This is a genomic window from Klebsiella sp. Lac1, from assembly GCF_009825425.1.
GTDB classification, from domain to species: Bacteria; Pseudomonadota; Gammaproteobacteria; order Enterobacterales; family Enterobacteriaceae; genus Klebsiella; species Klebsiella electrica.
The window spans coordinates 3010635-3028841 of sequence record NZ_VJZJ01000001.1; the positions used below are offsets into that span (position 1 = coordinate 3010635).

Genomic DNA, 18207 nt, shown 5'->3' on the forward strand with positions numbered 1-18207 from the left:
ATTTCCATAAGCTGAATCGATTTTATGATTTGGTTCAAGACTTCCTTTCGCTGCATAATGTTTAATGACGTGCCAGACGTCCACGGCCAGATGGTCTGCACAGCGAATATGCTGCTGACAACTTAGCCAGACACGTAGTGCCGACGCTAACAATACAGGCTAAAGCCTTGCCGTTAGGCTAGACTTTAGGTCCACAACACTAAACCTATAAGTTGGGGAAATATAATGTTCCAGCAAGAAGTTACCATTACCGCTCCGAACGGTCTGCACACCCGCCCTGCTGCTCAGTTTGTTAAAGAAGCAAAAGGCTTCACTTCTGAGATCACTGTAACCTCCAACGGCAAAAGCGCCAGCGCCAAAAGCCTGTTCAAACTGCAGACTCTGGGTCTGACTCAGGGTACCGTCGTCACCATCTCCGCTGAAGGCGAAGATGAGCAGAAAGCAGTTGAGCATCTGGTAAAACTGATGGCTGAACTCGAATAAGTTCACGGGTTCTTTTTAATATCAGTCACAAGTAAGGTAGGGTTATGATTTCAGGCATTTTAGCATCCCCGGGTATCGCTTTCGGTAAGGCTCTCCTGCTGAAAGAAGACGAAATTGTCATCGACCGGAAGAAAATTTCTGCCGATAAGGTTGATCAGGAAGTCGAACGTTTCCTGAGCGGCCGCGCCAAGGCCTCCGCCCAGCTGGAGGTCATCAAAACCAAAGCTGGTGAAACTTTCGGTGAAGAAAAAGAAGCCATCTTCGAAGGGCACATCATGCTGCTGGAAGATGAGGAGCTTGAGCAGGAAATCATAGCCCTGATTAAAGATAAGCAGATGACTGCCGATGCGGCAGCAAATGAGATTATCGAAGGTCAGGCCACTGCCCTGGAAGAGCTGGATGATGAATATCTGAAAGAACGTGCGGCTGACGTACGTGACATCGGTAAGCGCCTGCTGCGCAACATCCTTGGTCTGGCTATCATCGATCTGAGCGCGATTCAGGAAGAAGTTATTCTGGTTGCCGCCGATCTGACTCCGTCAGAAACCGCACAGCTGAACCTGAACAAGGTGCTGGGCTTCATCACCGACGCCGGCGGCCGTACCTCCCACACCTCTATCATGGCGCGCTCCCTTGAACTGCCTGCCATCGTGGGCACCGGTAGCGTCACCACCCAGGTGAAAAACGGCGATTATCTGGTCCTTGATGCGGTGAATAACCAGGTTCTGGTTAACCCGACCAACGAACAAATCGAAGAACTGCGTAAACTGCAGGTCCAGGTCGCTGAAGAGAAAGCGGAACTGGCCAAACTGAAAGATCTGCCGGCGATTACGCTGGACGGACATCAGGTTGAAGTCTGCGCCAACATTGGTACCGTCCGTGACGTCGATGGCGCAGAGCGCAACGGCGCGGAAGGCGTAGGTCTGTACCGTACCGAATTCCTGTTCATGGACCGCGATGCGCTGCCAACTGAAGAAGAGCAGTTTGCCGCCTATAAAGCGGTTGCCGAAGCGTGCGGTTCGCAGGCCGTTATCGTTCGTACCATGGACATTGGCGGCGATAAAGAGCTGCCGTACATGAACTTCCCGAAAGAAGAGAACCCGTTCCTGGGCTGGCGTGCCGTGCGTATCGCGATGGATCGTAAAGAGATCCTGCGTGACCAGGTACGCGCCATCCTGCGCGCCTCTGCGTTCGGTAAGCTGCGCATCATGTTCCCGATGATCATCTCTGTTGAAGAAGTGCGCGCGCTGAAGAAAGAGATTGAGATCTACAAACAGGAACTGCGTGACGAAGGTAAAGCATTCGACGAAAAAATCGAAGTCGGCGTGATGGTTGAAACACCGGCAGCGGCAACGATTGCCCGTCATTTAGCGAAAGAAGTGGATTTCTTTAGTATCGGAACCAATGATTTAACGCAATATACTCTGGCAGTTGACCGTGGTAATGATATGATTTCACATCTTTACCAACCAATGTCGCCATCTGTTCTGACGCTGATTAAGCAAGTTATTGATGCTTCCCACGCCGAAGGCAAATGGACTGGCATGTGTGGTGAGCTTGCGGGCGATGAACGTGCTACACTTCTGTTGCTGGGTATGGGGCTGGACGAATTCTCTATGAGCGCCATTTCCATCCCGCGTATCAAGAAGATTATTCGTAACACGAACTTCGAAGATGCGAAAGTATTAGCAGAGCAGGCTCTTGCTCAACCGACAACGGACGAGTTAATGACGCTGGTTAACAAGTTCATTGAAGAAAAAACAATCTGCTAATCCACGAGATGCGCGGCCCAAATTACTGCTTAGGAGAAGATCATGGGTTTGTTCGATAAATTGAAATCTCTGGTTTCTGATGACAAAAAAGACTCCGGAACTATTGAGATTGTTGCTCCGCTCTCTGGCGAGATCGTCAACATCGAAGACGTGCCGGATGTGGTTTTTGCGGAAAAAATTGTGGGTGATGGCATTGCCATCAAACCTACCGGCAACAAAATGGTTGCGCCGGTAGACGGTACCATCGGTAAAATCTTTGAAACCAACCATGCATTCTCTATTGAATCTGATAGCGGCATTGAGCTGTTTGTTCACTTCGGTATTGATACCGTTGAACTGAAAGGCGAAGGCTTCAAACGCATTGCCGAAGAAGGTCAGCGTGTGAAAGTCGGTGACCCGGTCATCGAATTCGATCTGCCGCTGCTGGAAGAGAAAGCCAAGTCAACTCTGACTCCGGTTGTTATCTCCAACATGGATGAGATCAAAGAACTGATCAAACTGTCCGGTAGCGTGACCGTGGGTGAAACCCCGGTTATTCGCATCAAGAAGTAATTCTTGCCGCAGAAAAAATGGCGCCTTTTGGCGCCATTTTTCTATAGGATCGATTTTACCGGCTGAAAGCATTTCTCCCGGGAGAGCACCTTCATCCCCTCCGGCCCACTTTCCAGAATCCGCCGTTCGCTATCTGAAACCAACAGTTCGCACTGGTATCCTCCTGTCACGCCAAACAGCGACCGGGCTACGCAGACATCCTCCAGGGCATCATGACCGGTGGTATCAAAATAACCGACAATACGCCCCTGCTGACGTACGACTAAACGATAGCTCTTCATGCGCTCACCTCCAGCGGTGGCAGGATCAGCTCATCGCACCCCTGCCGATCGGTCCAGGTCATGACGGCCAGCACGCGCTGCGCCGCAGCCTTCGTCGCCGCGCCCAGCGCCAGCCCCGATAGCAGGCCGCTAATCAGCTCGGCGCAAAACAGGTCGCCGGTTCCTTTCAGGTCCGTTTCAACTCGTGGATGAACCACCACCTCAACCGAATCAGCCGTCACCACCAGAACGTTAATCGTTGCGCTGTCCATTCCCGGAGCGCTGGTAATCACCACCCACTTCAGCGAGTCGGATAGCAGACTGCGCGCGGCAGCGATGGCCTCCTGCTGATGACGGCAGGGCATCCCGCTCAGCGTTTCCAGCTCGAACAAGTTAGGCGTTATCCCCTGCGCCAACGGCAGCAGATGAGTACGATAGGCATCCGGAATTTCCGCCTTCACGTAGATCCCGCTATCGACATCGCCAATGACCGGATCAACAAGAATACAGAGCTGCGGGTGAGATTCGCGGATCCGGCGTAACCACTGCGCCAGACGTTCTATCTGTACCGCGCTGCCCATATAACCCGTGGTCACCGCCCGTAATTCGCGCAGCGCGTCACGCTCTTCCAGCGCCTGCAGGTAGCCCACAAACCACGCTTCCGGAATCACGCCGCCATAGAACGTATCGTAGTGTGGCGTATTACTGAATAACACCGTCGGCACGGCCATCACCCGCAGTCCATGCTGCTTAATGGCCGGCACCGCGATACTGTTACCGACGCTGCCGTACACGACCTGCGATTGCACGGCGACGATGTCGACCTCTAGCGCCCGGCTCTTGTCGTTGAAGAGCACTGATTGTATTTCGTCTTGTTGGCCCATCCCTTCTCCCTCCGCTGGACAGCGGGTCATACTCTGATTATCATTCGTCCTATGCTAAAATTCATTTTGTCATAGGTCAATAATGATCGTTGGAAAAACCGCCGGTGAAATTTTTGATAACATCCGCCATCTGATCCAAAGCGGAGTATTAAAACCCGGAGAAACGCTGCCTCCGGTGCGTGAGCTGGCTGCTGAACTGACGGTTAACCGCAACACCGTCGCTGCGGTCTATAAACGGCTGGTCACCTCCGGACTGGCCGTCAGTCAGGGGCGCAACGGTACCGTCATTAAATCGGCGAATGCCCCCCTGGCGCAAGAAGGCGGAGATCCTTCTTCCCCCCTCAGAGACATCTCCGGCGGCAACCCGGATCCCCGCCGCCTGCCGGATCTCGCTCGCTACCTGAATCAGCTCTCGGTGACCCCACACCTGTACGGTGATGCTGCCGTGGAACCGAATCTGGCGGCCTGGGCACAGCGCTGGATGCACCAGGATCTGGGAATTCATGCGGAGATTAACCTGACCAGCGGCGCCATCGACGCGCTGGAGCGGTTGCTTTGCGCCCTGCTTCTGCCCGGCGATGACGTTGTGGTTGAAGACCCCTGCTTCCTCAGCAGTATCAATATGCTGCGCTACGCCGGATTTAATGCCTGCCCGGTAGCCGTCGACGAAGAAGGGATATTGCCTGACGGGCTGGAACAGGCTTTACGCAGCGGCGCGCGAGCCGTCATTTTGACCCCGCGTGCGCACAACCCGACCGGCTGTAGCTTCAGTGAAGCCAGAGCCGCGGCTGTTCGCGAGATTCTGACTCGCTACCCGCAGGTGCTGGTGATTATTGATGACCACTTCGCATTGTTATCGGCAACGCCCTGGTACTCCCCTCTGCCCGCCACCACTCAGCGCTGGGCGCTGGTACGCTCCCTGTCAAAAACGCTTGGGCCGGACCTGCGCCTGGCGTTTGTCGCCAGCGACAGCGCCACCTCGACCGCGCTACGTCTGCGGCTCAATGCCGGAAGCCAGTGGGTCAGTCATCTGCTGCAGGGTTTTGCCTTTGCCTGCCTGAATGATAGCGTCTTTAGCGCCTCGCTGACGGAGAGTCGACGCCATTATCGTCGGCAGAATGAAAAACTGGCCGCCGCCCTGGCCCAGCGCGGTTTTCCCTCTTACCCGCCGGGAGATGGCCTCAATTTCTGGCTACCGCTAACGGAGCCGAGTCAGCCAATAGCTTTGCGCTTAGCGCGCGCCGGCTGGTTAGTCCGCGAAGGGGAAGCGTTCGGTATTCGTACGCCATCGAACGGTCTTCGGCTATCGCCGGGGACGTTAAGCGATGATGAGATTGAGCGCCTGGCTGATGATTTACACCTTGTTCTACAGCCCTGACGCAAGTGGCCAGCGCTTTATCCGTTCCGCACAGGAGATGCGCTGCCGGGATTATCGCGAGATGAGCCAGAGGCGGTGGGCATTTCTCGCTAATCTGCTGACCCATTTTCTACGCTACCCCCGGAGGCATTCATGGTAAACCCGCCGCTCAAAGCCGTCATTGAAGCGTGTGACCGCGCGATATCGCAGGAAGACTACGAGACGTTAATGGACTATTACGCCGAGGATGCCCTGCTGGTGGTGACGCCGGAACGGGTCGTGAAAGGCAAGGAGAACATCCGTAAAGCCTTTCTCGCCATTGCCGACTACTTTCAGCACCGGCTGGTGGTGACGCAAGGCAGGATGGAGATACTGGAAGGCGGCGACACTGCGCTGGTGATTATGGAAACCCGGCTGGATATCCCGACGACGGAGGGGGGAACCACCCAGGTCACGCGCCGCGCCACCTATGTTTTTCGCCGCCAGGAGCAGCGCTGGCTGTGTACCGTAGATAACTCCTACGGTACCGACCTGCTGGACTCGCCTGCCCGTTAAATGCCCGCCCCCTGGCTGAAGTGCTCTTCGCCAAACACCCCGGTAGACAGATAGCGATCGCCGCGATCGCAGACGATCGCCACCACGACCGCGCCGGGGTTTTCACGCGCGATACGTAACGCGCCGGCTACCGCGCCGCCGGAGCTGACGCCGCAAAAAATCCCTTCCCGCACTGCCAGCATACGCATGGTGTTTTCCGCGTCCTGCTGATGAATATCCAGCACCGCATCAACCAGCGCAGCATTAAAAATTCCCGGCATATACTCTGCCGGCCAGCGCCGAATCCCCGGAATGCTGCTGCCCTCTTCCGGCTGCAGTCCCACGATGCTCACCGGCTTATCCTGTTCACGCAGAAAACGGGACACGCCGGTAATCGTGCCGGTGGTGCCCATACTGGAGACAAAATGGCTGATTCGCCCGGCGGTCTGCTGCCAGATTTCCGGCCCGGTGGTGGTGTAATGCGCATAAGGGTTGTCGGGATTATTGAACTGATCCAGCAGTTTCCCTTCGCCGCGCTGAGCCATTTCCGCCGCCAGATCGCGCGCGCCTTCCATCCCCTGCTCTTTGGTGACCAGAATCAGTTCGGCACCGTAGGCCAGCATCGCGGCGCGGCGCTCCTGGCTCATGTTGTCCGGCATCAGGAGCTTCATCTGATAGCCTTTCAGCGCGGCAATCATCGCCAGCGCGATACCGGTATTCCCGCTGGTGGCTTCTATCAGGACATCGCCGGGCTTTATTTCACCGCGTTTTTCGGCTTCAACGATCATTGAAAGCGCGGCGCGGTCCTTGACTGAACCCGCCGGGTTGTTGCCTTCCAGTTTGACCCAGATTTCACTGCCGTTGTCCGGTCCCATGCGCTGAAGCTTGACCAGAGGGGTATTACCGATGGTGTGTTCAAGTGTATTCACGATTTTTACTCAATAAAAAAGCCGGGTTGCGCGCAGCGATCCCGGCCTACAAGACGTAGTGATAACTGTAGGCCCGGTAAGCGCAGCGTCACCGGGCGATAAACATATTCAATAAACTATCAGGCTGACTCCGCCAGAGCAATATCCTCGCGCGGCTCTATCCGCTGATTGCCGTTATACAGTCGCGCATTCTGTAAGCCGACGAACAGTCGCTCACCGCGATACGGCGCGACATCGCCCGGCAGCACGACGGTCAGCGGTTCGTCATACCACCCCAATGGCTGAACAACTAATTGGGTGTAGTGCCCTTTCGGGCTGGCTTCCAGTACCTGGACCGGCAGCGGTGAATCGAGGCTGGTACGGCGACTGATATCCACTTCCCACGGACGCAGGAACAGATCCACCGGTCCTTGATAAGCCGGGGTATACCCCAGCGGCCAACGATGGGCGCCGACATGGAACTGACCGCCGCGCACAATCCCTTTCAGGCGGTTAACCTCGCCCATAAACTCCAGGACAAAGCGGGTGGACGGTTCACGCCAGACCTGTTCCGGCGCATCGGCCTGCTCGATATTGCCCTGGCTCATGACCACCACGCGATCGGCTACTTCCATCGCTTCCTCCTGGTCATGGGTCACGAACACGCTGGTAAACTTCAGCTCTTCATGCAGTTGACGCAGCCAGCGACGGAGCTCTTTACGCACCTGAGCGTCCAGCGCGCCGAAGGGTTCATCGAGCAGCAGAATTTGCGGCTCCACGGCCAGCGCACGTGCTAACGCCACGCGCTGCTTCTGACCGCCGGAAAGCTGCGCCGGGTAGCGATCGGCAAGATGAGCCAGCTGCACCATTTCCAGCAGCCGGGTGACTTTCGCTTTGATCCCGGCGGCGTTCGGACGTTCACGGCGCGGCAACACCGTCAGCCCAAAAGCGATGTTCTCAAAGACCGTCATATGACGGAACAGCGCATAGTGCTGGAAAACAAAGCCCACTTTACGGTCACGGGCGTGAACGCGGCTCACGTCGGTGCCATGAAAACGAATATGACCGCTGGATTGATTCTCCAGGCCGGCAATAATACGCAGCAGCGTGGTTTTGCCGGAGCCGGATGGCCCCAGCAGCGCGACCATCTGTCCGGAAGGGATATCCAGAGAGATATCATTCAGCACCTGAGTGCGTCCAAAAGATTTCTTAATATTGACAATCTCAATGCTCATGATTCCCCTCCAGTTGCGCGCGTTTTTCCTGATTGGCCAGACGCCATTGCAACATACTCTTTAAAAACAAGGTCAAAATAGCCATTAACGTCAGCAGAGCGGCGGCGGTAAAGGAACCGACGGTGTTGTAATCCTGCTCCAGCAATTCAATCTGCAGCGGCAGCGACAGGGTTTCACCGCGAATCGAGCCCGAAACCACTGAAACGGCGCCGAACTCCCCGATAGCGCGCGCGTTGGTCAACACCACGCCATACAACAGCGCCCAGCGGATATTCGGCAAAGTCACCCGGCGGAACATCTGCCAGCCGGAGGCGCCGAGCAGAATCGCCGCTTCATCTTCGTTACTCCCCTGACTCATCATCACCGGAACCAGCTCACGCACCACAAACGGGCAGGTAACGAAGATGGTGGCCAGCACCATGCCCGGCCAGGCGAACATAATTTGCAGGTTATGCGCATCCAGCCAGCCGCCGAGCGGGCCGTTGGAACCGTAGAACAGCAGATAGACCAGACCCGCCACCACCGGCGAGACGGCAAAAGGAATATCCAGCAGCGTCAGCAGCAGCTGGCGGCCTGGGAAGTTAAAACGCGTCACCAGCCATGCCAGCAGCGTACCGAAAACCAGGTTAACCGGTACGGTAATCAGCGCAATCATCACCGTCAGCCAGATTGCATGCAGCATGTCCGGGTTAGCCAGATTTTGCAGCACCGGCATCAGCCCTTTGCTGAAGGCCTGGACGAAGATGTAGACCATCGGCACGATCAGAATGAAGGCGGAAACCAACATTCCAGTGCCAATCAGAAACCATTTCCCCCAGTTGATGCGGGGAGCATCGTAACGCTTCAATTGAGTAACTTCCGCCATTAGTGACCTACCACACGTCGACCGAAGCGACTTTGCAGGGTGTTGATGGAAAACAGCAGCAGCAGCGAAGCCGCCAGGATCACCGACGCAATCGCGCTCGCCGCCGGGTAATCAAACTCCTGCAAACGAATAAAAATCATCAGCGAGGTGACTTCGGTTTTCCATGCGATGTTGCCGGCGATAAAAATCACCGCGCCGAATTCGCCCAGGCTGCGGGTAAACGATAGCGCAATCCCGGCCAGCAGCGCCGGAGAGAGCTCAGGCAGCACCACTTTGCGGAAACTCTGCAGGCGGGTGGCGCCCAGGGTTTCCGCCGCTTCTTCATATTCCGGCCCCAGCTCTTCGAGTACCGGCTGTACGGTACGTACCACGAAGGGGATGCTGGTAAAGGCCATGGCGACCGCGATACCGAGCCAGGTATAGGTCACCTTGATATCAAACTTCGCCAGCCACTCGCCGTAAAAACCGTTAACCGAAAACAGGGAAGCCAGTGTCAGACCGGCAACCGCCGTCGGCAGGGCAAACGGCAGATCCATCAGCGCATCAAGTAGCGTACGGCCCGGAAAACGATAGCGCGTCAGAATCCATGCCATCAGCAGGCCAAATACGCCATTAAAAATTGAGGCGACAAACGCCGACAGCAGGGTCACTTTATAGGCCGCCACCACCTGCGGGTTGGTGACGACATCCCAGTATTGACTCCAGGTCATCTGCGCCAGTTGCATCACCAGCGCACTCAGGGGGAGCAGTAAAATCAGACAGACAAACAGCAGACTGGTGCCGAGGCTCAGGGTAAACCCCGGCAGCACGCGCTTAGATGCAGCAGCAAACATTACTTACGCCCCGCCGCCAGCAGTTTGTCCAGCTCGCCGCCGCTGGCAAAGTGGGTTTTCATCACATCCGGCCAGGCGCCAAACTGGTCTTCGACGCGGAACAGTTCGGTCTGCGGGAATTTATCTTTCAGCGAATCCATTACCTTCGGGTTATTCACGCGATAGTAATAGTCGGTGATGATGGTCTGCGCCTGCGGGCTGTAGAGCCAGTTCAGATAAGCCTTTGCCGCCTTCTCAGTCCCGTTGGCCTTGACGTTTTTGTCCACCCAGGCGACCGGGAACTCCGCCAGAATATTGACCTTCGGCACGACGACTTCGAAGCCCTGGTCCTCATACTGTTTGCGAATATTGTTCACTTCCGATTCAAAGGTAATCAGCACATCGCCGAGTCCACGTTCAACGAAGGTGGTGGTCGCACCGCGACCGCCGGTATCAAACACCTCGACGTTTTTCAGGAACTGGGTCATGAACTGTTCGGTTTTCGCTTTATCACCGCCGTCGGCTTTATCTGCGGCTCCCCATGCCGCCAGATAGGTATAGCGCGCGTTGCCGGACGTTTTCGGATTCGGGAAAATCAGCTTCACGTCCGGGCGCACCAGATCGCTCCACTCATGAATATTCTTCGGGTTCCCCTTACGCACCAGGAACGCCATGGTGGAGTAGAACGGCGAGCTGTTGTTCGGCAGACGGCTTTGCCAGTCGGCGGGAATCAGATTGCCTTTGTCATGCAGGATCTGTACATCCGTCACCTGGTTATAGGTCACCACATCGGCTTTTAAGCCCTGCAATATAGCCAGCGCCTGTTTAGACGAGCCGGCATGAGATTGTTTGATAGTCAGCTTATCGCCGCCGTTATCTTTCGCCCACTGCTGTTCAAACGGCGGATTAAGGGCAGCAAACAGCTCACGGGAGACATCATAAGAGCTGTTCAGCAGCTCAGTCGCCTGCGCCTGCGCAACCAGCAGCATCGAAGCAGCCAGTGCCAGATATCCTTTGTTCAGTGATTTAACTGCCATTGCGCACCCTTATCAATTTGATGATTTTCTGCTGATCATCATATTTATAACGGCGATGAAAGGAGTAACGGTTTTATATACCGTTTGGCGATTTGGAAGTCGAAAAGAGAATAAGCAGTTGGCAAAGCTTTGCCGAAAGCGACTCACCCCGCTCCTTTCCCGTCCGGGAGAGGCTCAGGGTGAGGGGAAAGGTTACAACGCCTGAATACGATCCAGCGACGGAGCGAAGTAGTAGCCGCCGGTCACCGGTTTGGTAAAGCGCAGCATGGCGTCGCGTTTACCATCGGTATCGCCAAACATGCTCAGCAGCTGCTGTTCAATGTTATGGATACGCGCGCAGTAAGCGCAGAAATAGAGGCCGTGTGTGCCGCTGGCGGTACCGTAAGGCAGGCTCTGACGTACAATCTTCAGCCCTTTGCCGTCTTCTTTTAAGTCGACGCGGCTCAGGTGCGAGGTTGCCGGGCGGTCGTCGCCATCAATCTCTTCGTTGGCTTCTTTGGTGCGGCCAATCATCATTTCCTGATCCGGCACGCTCATGCGATTCAACTGCCTGAGGTTATGCTCCCAGCGCTGAACGAACACATAGCTGCCGCCGGCATCCACGCCATCTTTGATAATCGCCACGTCACGACGAGTCTCAAGACCGGCCGGGTTTTCCGTGCCGTCGACGAAACCGCTCAGGTCGCGCTCGTCAATCCAGCGGAAACCGTGAACCTCTTCTTGCACTTCAATCACATCGCCAAAGGCCGCCACGGCAGCCTGGGCAACGGAGAAATTCACCTCATGACGCGCGGAGAGGATATGAATCAGGACATCGTACTGGGTGGATGGCGCCAGACCCTTGCCGTATACCGGGAAATCTTTAAGCTCTTCGGCACCGACACCGCCGCTCAGCTGGCGCCAGACGTTATTGCCAAAAGCCACCACGGCGCCCAGCTGCGCATCCGGAAATTGCGTTTGAAAGGTCGCTAATTTATCAATAAAGACTTTGCTGGCTTCGCGCAGGGCATTGACGTCCCCTTTGACATTGGCTTCAATCCAAATCGCCGCACGGCAATGTTCCGGCAAAATGCCGCTCTGAACCTGAGACATCGCTCCTCCTGAAATGATACAACCACAACACTGTGGCACTTTTATCGCGCTATTGTACCCGTTTTTTCCCTGTGCCGTGTCCCTTCAGATCAAATTAGCCGCGCCAGATAATTTTGCTGATTTTCCAGTTTTTCAGCGTGTCGTCGGAAGGCATCAGCTCTTCCGGACCATTCCAGTGGCCGGTAAAAGCGTAGCTGATATGCTGACTGCCGTCCGCCTTGCACTCCACCACGGTGCCATTATCGCTTGCGCCTTTCTGACAATGACCAAAGGCTTTGCTGTACAGCTCGCTAAACGGAGTGCCAACCTGAACGCCGCGCTCCGTTTTAATCTCGCTATCCCGCACTTCGATACGGTTGATGGTTCCCCCGTCGCCGTTAATGGTCATCGCGACTTTGTCATCTTTCAGCGCCTCAAAGTAGCGCACGATATTACCGTTGGCCGCTTTCATGCCGCTGCGCAGGCGATAACTCCCGCCAAGCGCATCGCTAATGGCCTGTTCATTGAGCGGCGTTGCCGCCGTCAGTTTACCCACGCCCTGCTCGGTCACTTCCATTGAGGAACCAAACCAGTTCCACGGATAGGCTGCTGACCAGTTAACCGTACTCATCGTGGAGCAGCCGGTTAATGCCAGCGGTAGCGCGCAGAGAAGTAAACGTAGCGATTTCATGACACGATCCTTTCTTGTTTATTTGACGCCTGTTGGAGTGCAGGATCGGCAAAAAGTGCCGTCAAACCCGATCTTCCTGAAAACAGGCTTTGAGCCGACGGCTGGCTAACAGCCACCAGAAGGCATAGAGATCGGCGACCAGCAGGCTGATAGTCAGAATCGATGGCGACTCGCCGCTCAGCCATAGCAGCGGTTGCCAGAGCAGCAGCAGCGTCTGAGAAAGCACCAGCAGCCAGCGCATTAGCGGCCAGAGACGGGGAAAACGCTGCCGCTGCCCGCTGACGATAAACGCCGCTACCGCCGGAATACCCGGCAATAACCCCAGCCAGAAATTATTGTGATCGGGATAGAACAGGTTCAGTAACACATCGCCCTGTTGACGGGAGGCCCCCGCCATAATGAACAGCACCCAGGTCCGCGCCTGCAGCAGCAGGACGCACCAGAACAGAAACGGCAGCCTGAGCCGACCGTGGGCATCAAAATCAGAGGGGATAAACTCAGTATTCTTCATCTTCAATCAAACGTTTACCCAGACTCAGGACATCGGCATATTCGTAACCAAGTCGTTCATACATCCCCTGCACCACCTCATTATCATCGCGAACCATGATGTTAATTTTCGGGCAGCCGCGAGCAATGAGCTTTTTTTCCAGCCGGTTCAGCAGCGCATTGGCGATACCGCGGCCGCGGTATTCCGGATGCACGCCCAGGTAGTAGGCGGAACCGCGATGACCGTCATAGCCGCCCATCACCGTGCCAACCACCTCGCCATTCACTTCCGCGACCAGAAACAGGCTGACATCGTGGTTAACCTTACGCTCAATGTCCATTTCCGGGTCATTCCACGGGCGCAGAAGCTCGCAGCGCTCCCACAGCGTAATCACTTCTTCGAAATCTTGCTGGCGAAAAACGCGTATCTCCATGGTATTCCCCATTTTTCAGGCTTAAAAACAGCGATTATGGCGCGATTTCAGCGGATAGCCAATATCAGGCGAAATGAAGTGGAAAAAATGGCATAATACGCACTGTCATGTATTGAAATGAAAAGTAAAACAATTCTTATTTTGAATGGTCGTAACGAGAAACGCGATACGATATAACACCAGGTACCACTTGTTTGCAATTCAGGCCGAATGAGCACTTTTAAACCCTTAAAAATACTTGCTTCGCGCCGCCAGGTGCTGAAAGCAGGACTGGCTGCCATGACCCTTTCCGGGGTTTCATCGCAGGTCATCGCAAAAGAACAACCGCTGACAACGTCCAATGGCCACAGTAAACCGGCGGCGAAAAAGGCGGGCGCAAAACGTATCGTTATGCTCGACCCGGGTCATGGCGGTATTGATACCGGCGCTATCGGTCACAACGGTTCCAAAGAGAAACACGTCGTACTGGCGATTGCTAAAAACGTCCGCAGCATCCTGCGCAGCAACGGCATTGATGCGCGCCTGACGCGTTCCGGCGATACCTTTATCCCGCTGTACGACCGCGTGGAAATTGCCCACCAGCACGGCGCCGATCTCTTTATGTCGATTCACGCCGACGGCTTTACCAATCCCAGCGCCGCCGGCGCGTCGGTATTTGCCCTCTCCAACCGCGGCGCGAGTAGCGCCATGGCGAAATACCTCTCCGATCGCGAAAACCGCGCCGATGAGGTCGCCGGTAAAAAAGCGACGGCGAAGGACCATCTTTTGCAGCAGGTGCTGTTTGACCTGGTGCAGACCGATACCATTAAAAACAGCCTGACGCTGGGCTCGCATGTCCTGAAAAATATTAAGCCGGTGCATAAGCTGCATAGCCGTAACACTGAACAGGCCGCCTTCGTGGTATTGAAGTCGCCGTCAATCCCGTCCGTACTGGTTGAGACCTCATTTATCACCAACCCGGGCGAAGAAAAACTGTTAGGCACCACCGCGTTCCGGCAAAAGATCGCCAGCGCGATCGCTTCCGGCATTATCAGCTACTTCCACTGGTTCGATAACCAGAAGGCCCACTCAAAGAGACGTAAATGAAGCCCGACGCGCAGCAGGTAAAACGCTATCTCCTCCAGCTCCAGGAGACCATTTGCCAGACACTGAGCGCCGTTGACGGCGCGGAATTTGTCGAAGACAGCTGGCAGCGCGAAGGCGGTGGCGGCGGTCGCAGCCGGGTTCTGCGCAATGGCGGCGTGTTTGAGCAGGCGGGCGTGAACTTCTCCCACGTTCACGGCGACGCCATGCCGGCTTCGGCAACGGCGCATCGCCCGGAACTGGCCGGCCGTAGCTTTGAGGCGATGGGCGTTTCTCTGGTGGTGCATCCGTGGAATCCCTATGTGCCGACCAGCCATGCCAACGTGCGTTTTTTCATTGCTGAAAAACCCGGCGCAGAGCCGGTGTGGTGGTTCGGTGGCGGGTTTGACCTGACGCCGTTCTACGGCTTTGAGGAGGATGCGATTCACTGGCATCGCACGGCTCGCGATCTGTGCCAGCCCTTCGGCGAAGAGGTGTACCCGCGCTATAAAAAATGGTGCGATGACTACTTTCACCTTAAACATCGCCACGAGCAGCGCGGAATTGGCGGCCTGTTTTTTGACGATTTGAATACCCCGGATTTTGACCACGCCTTCGCCTTTATGCAGGCGGTGGGTAACGGCTATACGGATGCCTTTCTGCCGATAGTTGAGCGGCGCAAAGCCATGCCATATGGCGAGCGCGAGCGGAATTTTCAGCTCTATCGCCGCGGCCGCTACGTGGAGTTCAATCTGGTGTGGGATCGCGGAACGCTGTTTGGCCTGCAGACCGGCGGGCGCACGGAGTCGATTCTGATGTCGATGCCGCCGCTGGTGCGCTGGGAGTATGACTACCAGCCGGAAGAAGGCAGCCCGGAGGCTGACCTGAGTGAGTTTATCCAGGTCCGCGAGTGGATTTAAGCCGGGCGGCGCTTTCGCTTGCCCGGCCTACGTTATCCCGCAGAGCGGGCTTGCCCGGCTCACGTTATCCTGCTGCCGGCCCGCACTATCCTGTAGGTCGGGTTAGCGCAGCGCCACCCGACAAATCTCCTACAACGGCTGAGTCTGCGCCTCGACCACCACCAGGTTTAATGCCGGGCGGCGCTTTCGCTTGCCCGGCCTACGTTATCCCGCAGAGCGGGCTTACCCGGCTCACATTATCCTGCTGCCTGGCCGGCACTATCCTGTAGGTCGGGTTAGCGCAGCGCCACCCGACAAATCTCCTACAGCGGCTGAGTCTGCGCCTCGACCACCGCCAGCGCGACCATATTGACGATGCGGCGCACGGAAGCGATCGGCGTCAGAATATGTACCGGCTTCGCCACTCCCATCAGCACCGGTCCGACGGTCACCCCTTCCGAACTGGAGACGCGCAGCAGGTTATAGCTAATGCGCGCGGCCTCCATATTCGGCATCACCAGAATGTTGGCCGAGCCTTTCAGCGGGCTGTCCGGCATTCGCTCATGGCGAATACTTTCTACCAGCGCCGCATCGCCGTGCATTTCACCATCGATCATCAGATCCGGCGCCAGCGCTTTTACGCGCTCCAGCGCTTCGCGCATTTTACTGGCTGACGGGCAGTCAGAAGAGCCGAAGTTGGAGTGCGACAGCAGCGCCACGCGCGGCTCAATACCAAAACGACGCACGCTTTCCGCCGCCATCAGCGTGATTTCCGCCAGCTGCTCCGGCGTTGGATCGTTATTGACGTAGGTATCGGAGATAAAGGTGTTGCCGCTTGGCAGCAGCAGCGCATTCATGGCCCCTGCGGTACTAACGCCGTCACGGTAGCCGAACAGCGGTTGAATGACCCCATAATGCTCATGGTAGTCGCCGATGGTACCGCAGATCATGGCATCCGCCTCGCCACGGTGCACCATGATTGCGCCAATGACCGTCGTATTGGCAATCACCGCTCTCTGCGCCTGTTCCTGAGTCACGCCCCGGCGTTTCATGAGCTGGTAATACTCGCCCCAGTACTCTTTAAAGCGCGGATCGGATTCATTATTGACGATCTCAAAATCCACACCGGCTTTGATCTGCAGCCCCAGCTTCTGGAGGCGCATTTCAATCACGCTCGGACGGCCGATCAGAATCGGTTTTGCCAGCCCCAGCGACACCAGCTCCTGGGTTGCGTGCAGAACGCGCGTCTCTTCGCCTTCCGCCAGCACCACGCGCTTAGGTTCTTTGCGCGCCTGCGAGAAAATCGGCTTCATGAACAGGTTGGTTTTGTAGACAAACTCACTGAGCTTCTCAATATAGGCGTCAAAGTCGGCAATCGGACGCGTGGCTACGCCGGAGTCCATCGCCGCTTTGGCGACCGCCGGGGCGATCTTGACGATCAGCCGCGGATCGAACGGTTTCGGAATGATATATTCCGCGCCAAAACTCAGATCCTGATCGCCGTAGGCCGAGGCGACCACTTCGCTCTGTTCGGCATGCGCCAGTTCAGCTATTGCGTGGACCGCCGCCAGCTTCATCTCTTCGTTAATCGCCGTGGCGCCAACGTCCAGCGCGCCGCGGAAAATGAACGGGAAGCACAGCACATTGTTGACCTGGTTCGGGTAGTCAGAGCGCCCGGTGCAGATGATGGCATCTTCGCGGACCTGCTTCGCCAGCGGCGGCAGAATCTCCGGTTCCGGGTTAGCCAGCGCGAGGATCAGCGGCGCGCGGGCCATTTTTTTCACCATCTCCGGCGTCAGCACTTTCGGGCCTGAACAGCCGAGGAAGATATCCGCCCCGTCAATCACATCGTCCAGCGTGCGTTTGCCGTCATCTTCTACCGCGTAGGCCGCCTTGGTCTCTGCCATATGGGGCTCACGGTCTTTGTAGATAACGCCCTTCGAGTCGCAGACCACGATATTGTGTTTCTGCATCCCCAGCGCCACCAGCAAATTCATACAGGCAATCGCCGCCGCGCCCGCGCCGGATACCACCATCCGAACGTCGGAAAGATTTTTCTCCACCACTCGCAGGCCGTTAATAATCGCCGCGGTGCTGATAATGGCCGTGCCGTGCTGATCGTCATGGAACACCGGAATGTTCATGCGCTCGCGCAGCTTTTGCTCGATGTAGAAACACTCTGGCGCTTTGATGTCTTCGAGGTTGATGCCGCCGAAGGTGGGCTCCAGCGCCGCCACAACATTGATAAATTTATCCGGGTCCAGCTCATCGACTTCGATATCGAACACATCAATCCCGGCGAATTTTTTAAACAAAACGCCCTTGCCTTCCATCACCGGCTTACCGGCTAGCGCACCGATATTGCCCAGCCCCAGCACCGCGGTACCGTTGGAGACAACGGCTACCAGGTTGCCACGGGCGGTATATTTGTAGGCGGCCAGCGGATCTTTCTCAATTTCCAGACAAGGTGCCGCCACGCCTGGCGAGTAGGCCAGCGCCAGATCGCGCTGGGTGGCCAGAGGCTTGGTAGGGACAACCTGAATTTTCCCGGGGACGGGGAACTCATGGAAATCGAGGGCGCTTTGTTTCAACTGCTCATCCATTTTATTGTTCCTTTCACGTATCGGTCGTAGGGGGTGTGCGTAATGACTATCCTGATGCCCACCCTAAGGTGGCGCATAGTATCTCGCCTGACGGCTTTTCAAACTTTGAACACCGCCAAACTCTCGCCATCGCAATGGTATATTTGTTATCGATTTATAATATTTATGTAACCTGATTGCGAAAGCAACAAGAGTCCCGTCTGCTATGCTTTTTAGTTATCCACCCCATCAACGCCTCGACCGACAAGCAACAAAAACT

At 56.0% G+C, this 18207-nt stretch carries 19 protein-coding genes; 7 read left to right on the forward strand and 12 right to left on the reverse strand.

What is annotated here, in order from left to right:
• Positions 1-225: 225 nt before the first annotated feature.
• Genes ptsH through crr form a run of 3 tightly spaced genes read left to right on the forward strand, consistent with a single transcriptional unit; the run spans position 226 to position 2807 of the window.
• The gene (gene ptsH / locus FNY10_RS14655; protein WP_000487600.1) at positions 226-483 is read left to right on the forward strand and encodes a phosphocarrier protein Hpr; all 258 of its coding nucleotides are present in this window, start codon (positions 226-228) and stop codon (positions 481-483) included.
• A gap of 44 nt (positions 484-527) precedes the next feature.
• Positions 528-2255, forward strand: a complete 1728-nt coding sequence (gene ptsI / locus FNY10_RS14660) for a phosphoenolpyruvate-protein phosphotransferase PtsI (RefSeq protein WP_100683219.1) — start codon at positions 528-530, stop codon at positions 2253-2255.
• Positions 2256-2297: 42 nt separating this feature from the next.
• Positions 2298-2807: a PTS glucose transporter subunit IIA gene (crr, locus tag FNY10_RS14665; protein WP_003861316.1), complete on the forward strand. Its 510-nt coding sequence runs from the start codon at positions 2298-2300 to the stop codon at positions 2805-2807.
• A gap of 41 nt (positions 2808-2848) precedes the next feature.
• Here the strand turns inward: crr and FNY10_RS14670 are convergent, their stop codons facing one another.
• Both FNY10_RS14670 and pdxK read right to left on the reverse strand, forming a co-directional pair.
• On the reverse strand, positions 2849-3088 hold the full coding sequence (locus FNY10_RS14670; protein ID WP_131048813.1) for a cytoplasmic protein: 240 nt from the start codon (positions 3086-3088) through the stop codon (positions 2849-2851).
• On the reverse strand, positions 3085-3951 hold the full coding sequence (pdxK, locus tag FNY10_RS14675) for a pyridoxine/pyridoxal/pyridoxamine kinase (RefSeq protein ID WP_160702961.1): 867 nt from the start codon (positions 3949-3951) through the stop codon (positions 3085-3087). Before pdxK ends, FNY10_RS14670 begins: the two co-directional genes overlap by 4 nt.
• 82 nt (positions 3952-4033) lie before the next feature.
• Between pdxK and ptsJ the strand changes: the two genes are divergently transcribed.
• Both ptsJ and FNY10_RS14685 read left to right on the forward strand, forming a co-directional pair.
• Positions 4034-5329, forward strand: a complete 1296-nt coding sequence (ptsJ, locus tag FNY10_RS14680; RefSeq protein WP_160702962.1) for a transcriptional regulator PtsJ — start codon at positions 4034-4036, stop codon at positions 5327-5329.
• A gap of 132 nt (positions 5330-5461) precedes the next feature.
• The gene (locus FNY10_RS14685) at positions 5462-5863 is read left to right on the forward strand and encodes an SgcJ/EcaC family oxidoreductase (protein WP_160702963.1); all 402 of its coding nucleotides are present in this window, start codon (positions 5462-5464) and stop codon (positions 5861-5863) included.
• Here the strand turns inward: FNY10_RS14685 and cysM are convergent.
• The 9 genes from cysM to FNY10_RS14730 all read right to left on the reverse strand — a co-directional run bounded on the left by cysM (position 5860) and on the right by FNY10_RS14730 (position 13384).
• Positions 5860-6771 carry a cysteine synthase CysM gene (gene cysM, locus FNY10_RS14690; protein WP_131048808.1) on the reverse strand — a complete coding sequence of 304 codons (912 nt, stop codon included), beginning with the start codon at positions 6769-6771 and terminating at the stop codon, positions 5860-5862. The genes FNY10_RS14685 and cysM overlap by 4 nt on opposite strands.
• Positions 6772-6890: 119 nt before the next feature.
• Positions 6891-7985 (reverse strand): sulfate/thiosulfate ABC transporter ATP-binding protein CysA, encoded by a 1095-nt coding sequence (cysA, locus tag FNY10_RS14695; protein ID WP_100683227.1) that lies wholly within the window; start codon positions 7983-7985, stop codon positions 6891-6893.
• Positions 7975-8850, reverse strand: coding sequence for a sulfate/thiosulfate ABC transporter permease CysW (cysW, locus tag FNY10_RS14700; protein ID WP_131048807.1), 876 nt, complete (start codon positions 8848-8850; stop codon positions 7975-7977). The genes cysA and cysW overlap by 11 nt, the downstream gene beginning before the upstream one ends.
• Positions 8850-9683, reverse strand: a complete 834-nt coding sequence (gene cysT / locus FNY10_RS14705) for a sulfate/thiosulfate ABC transporter permease CysT (protein WP_100683231.1) — start codon at positions 9681-9683, stop codon at positions 8850-8852. Before cysT ends, cysW begins: the two co-directional genes overlap by 1 nt.
• The gene (locus FNY10_RS14710) at positions 9683-10699 is read right to left on the reverse strand and encodes a sulfate ABC transporter substrate-binding protein (RefSeq protein ID WP_141964011.1); all 1017 of its coding nucleotides are present in this window, start codon (positions 10697-10699) and stop codon (positions 9683-9685) included. Before FNY10_RS14710 ends, cysT begins: the two co-directional genes overlap by 1 nt.
• Positions 10700-10891: 192 nt before the next feature.
• Positions 10892-11791: a Dyp-type peroxidase gene (locus FNY10_RS14715; RefSeq protein WP_100683234.1), complete on the reverse strand. Its 900-nt coding sequence runs from the start codon at positions 11789-11791 to the stop codon at positions 10892-10894.
• Positions 11792-11885: 94 nt separating this feature from the next.
• Entirely contained in the window at positions 11886-12461 is a 576-nt protein-coding gene (locus FNY10_RS14720; protein ID WP_100683235.1) for an RpoE-regulated lipoprotein, read from the reverse strand.
• A 61-nt stretch (positions 12462-12522) separates the two neighbouring features.
• A complete protein-coding gene (locus FNY10_RS14725) occupies positions 12523-12972 on the reverse strand; it encodes a DUF2919 domain-containing protein (protein ID WP_160702964.1) in 450 nt (149 codons plus the stop codon).
• Positions 12959-13384, reverse strand: coding sequence for a GNAT family acetyltransferase (locus FNY10_RS14730; RefSeq protein ID WP_100683238.1), 426 nt, complete (start codon positions 13382-13384; stop codon positions 12959-12961). The genes FNY10_RS14725 and FNY10_RS14730 overlap by 14 nt, the downstream gene beginning before the upstream one ends.
• A gap of 210 nt (positions 13385-13594) precedes the next feature.
• On the opposite strand from FNY10_RS14730, the gene amiA reads away from it, so the two are divergent.
• Together amiA and hemF are read left to right on the forward strand one after the other, a co-directional pair.
• Complete coding sequence (gene amiA / locus FNY10_RS14735; RefSeq protein ID WP_100683240.1) at positions 13595-14470, forward strand: N-acetylmuramoyl-L-alanine amidase AmiA; 876 nt, start codon at positions 13595-13597, stop codon at positions 14468-14470.
• On the forward strand, positions 14467-15366 hold the full coding sequence (hemF, locus tag FNY10_RS14740) for an oxygen-dependent coproporphyrinogen oxidase (RefSeq protein ID WP_160702965.1): 900 nt from the start codon (positions 14467-14469) through the stop codon (positions 15364-15366). Before amiA ends, hemF begins: the two co-directional genes overlap by 4 nt.
• 302 nt (positions 15367-15668) lie before the next feature.
• On the opposite strand, the gene maeB is transcribed toward hemF, so the two are convergent.
• Positions 15669-17948, reverse strand: coding sequence for an NADP-dependent oxaloacetate-decarboxylating malate dehydrogenase (gene maeB, locus FNY10_RS14745; protein WP_160702966.1), 2280 nt, complete (start codon positions 17946-17948; stop codon positions 15669-15671).
• Positions 17949-18207 lie beyond the last annotated feature (259 nt).

What these genes read in the sequence shown, in the direction of transcription:
- ptsH (WP_000487600.1), top strand. Translation starts at nt 226, where the DNA reads ATGTTCCAGCAAGAAGTTACCATTACCGCTCCGAACGGTCTGCACACC.
- ptsI (WP_100683219.1), top strand. Translation starts at nt 528, where the DNA reads ATGATTTCAGGCATTTTAGCATCCCCGGGTATCGCTTTCGGTAAGGCT.
- crr (WP_003861316.1), top strand. Translation starts at nt 2,298, where the DNA reads ATGGGTTTGTTCGATAAATTGAAATCTCTGGTTTCTGATGACAAAAAA.
- FNY10_RS14670 (WP_131048813.1), bottom strand. Translation starts at nt 3,088, where the DNA reads ATGAAGAGCTATCGTTTAGTCGTACGTCAGCAGGGGCGTATTGTCGGT.
- pdxK (WP_160702961.1), bottom strand. Translation starts at nt 3,951, where the DNA reads ATGGGCCAACAAGACGAAATACAATCAGTGCTCTTCAACGACAAGAGC.
- ptsJ (WP_160702962.1), top strand. Translation starts at nt 4,034, where the DNA reads ATGATCGTTGGAAAAACCGCCGGTGAAATTTTTGATAACATCCGCCAT.
- FNY10_RS14685 (WP_160702963.1), top strand. Translation starts at nt 5,462, where the DNA reads ATGGTAAACCCGCCGCTCAAAGCCGTCATTGAAGCGTGTGACCGCGCG.
- cysA (WP_100683227.1), bottom strand. Translation starts at nt 7,985, where the DNA reads ATGAGCATTGAGATTGTCAATATTAAGAAATCTTTTGGACGCACTCAG.
- cysW (WP_131048807.1), bottom strand. Translation starts at nt 8,850, where the DNA reads ATGGCGGAAGTTACTCAATTGAAGCGTTACGATGCTCCCCGCATCAAC.
- cysT (WP_100683231.1), bottom strand. Translation starts at nt 9,683, where the DNA reads ATGTTTGCTGCTGCATCTAAGCGCGTGCTGCCGGGGTTTACCCTGAGC.
- FNY10_RS14710 (WP_141964011.1), bottom strand. Translation starts at nt 10,699, where the DNA reads ATGGCAGTTAAATCACTGAACAAAGGATATCTGGCACTGGCTGCTTCG.
- FNY10_RS14715 (WP_100683234.1), bottom strand. Translation starts at nt 11,791, where the DNA reads ATGTCTCAGGTTCAGAGCGGCATTTTGCCGGAACATTGCCGTGCGGCG.
- FNY10_RS14720 (WP_100683235.1), bottom strand. Translation starts at nt 12,461, where the DNA reads ATGAAATCGCTACGTTTACTTCTCTGCGCGCTACCGCTGGCATTAACC.
- FNY10_RS14725 (WP_160702964.1), bottom strand. Translation starts at nt 12,972, where the DNA reads ATGAAGAATACTGAGTTTATCCCCTCTGATTTTGATGCCCACGGTCGG.
- FNY10_RS14730 (WP_100683238.1), bottom strand. Translation starts at nt 13,384, where the DNA reads ATGGAGATACGCGTTTTTCGCCAGCAAGATTTCGAAGAAGTGATTACG.
- amiA (WP_100683240.1), top strand. Translation starts at nt 13,595, where the DNA reads ATGAGCACTTTTAAACCCTTAAAAATACTTGCTTCGCGCCGCCAGGTG.
- hemF (WP_160702965.1), top strand. Translation starts at nt 14,467, where the DNA reads ATGAAGCCCGACGCGCAGCAGGTAAAACGCTATCTCCTCCAGCTCCAG.
- maeB (WP_160702966.1), bottom strand. Translation starts at nt 17,948, where the DNA reads ATGGATGAGCAGTTGAAACAAAGCGCCCTCGATTTCCATGAGTTCCCC.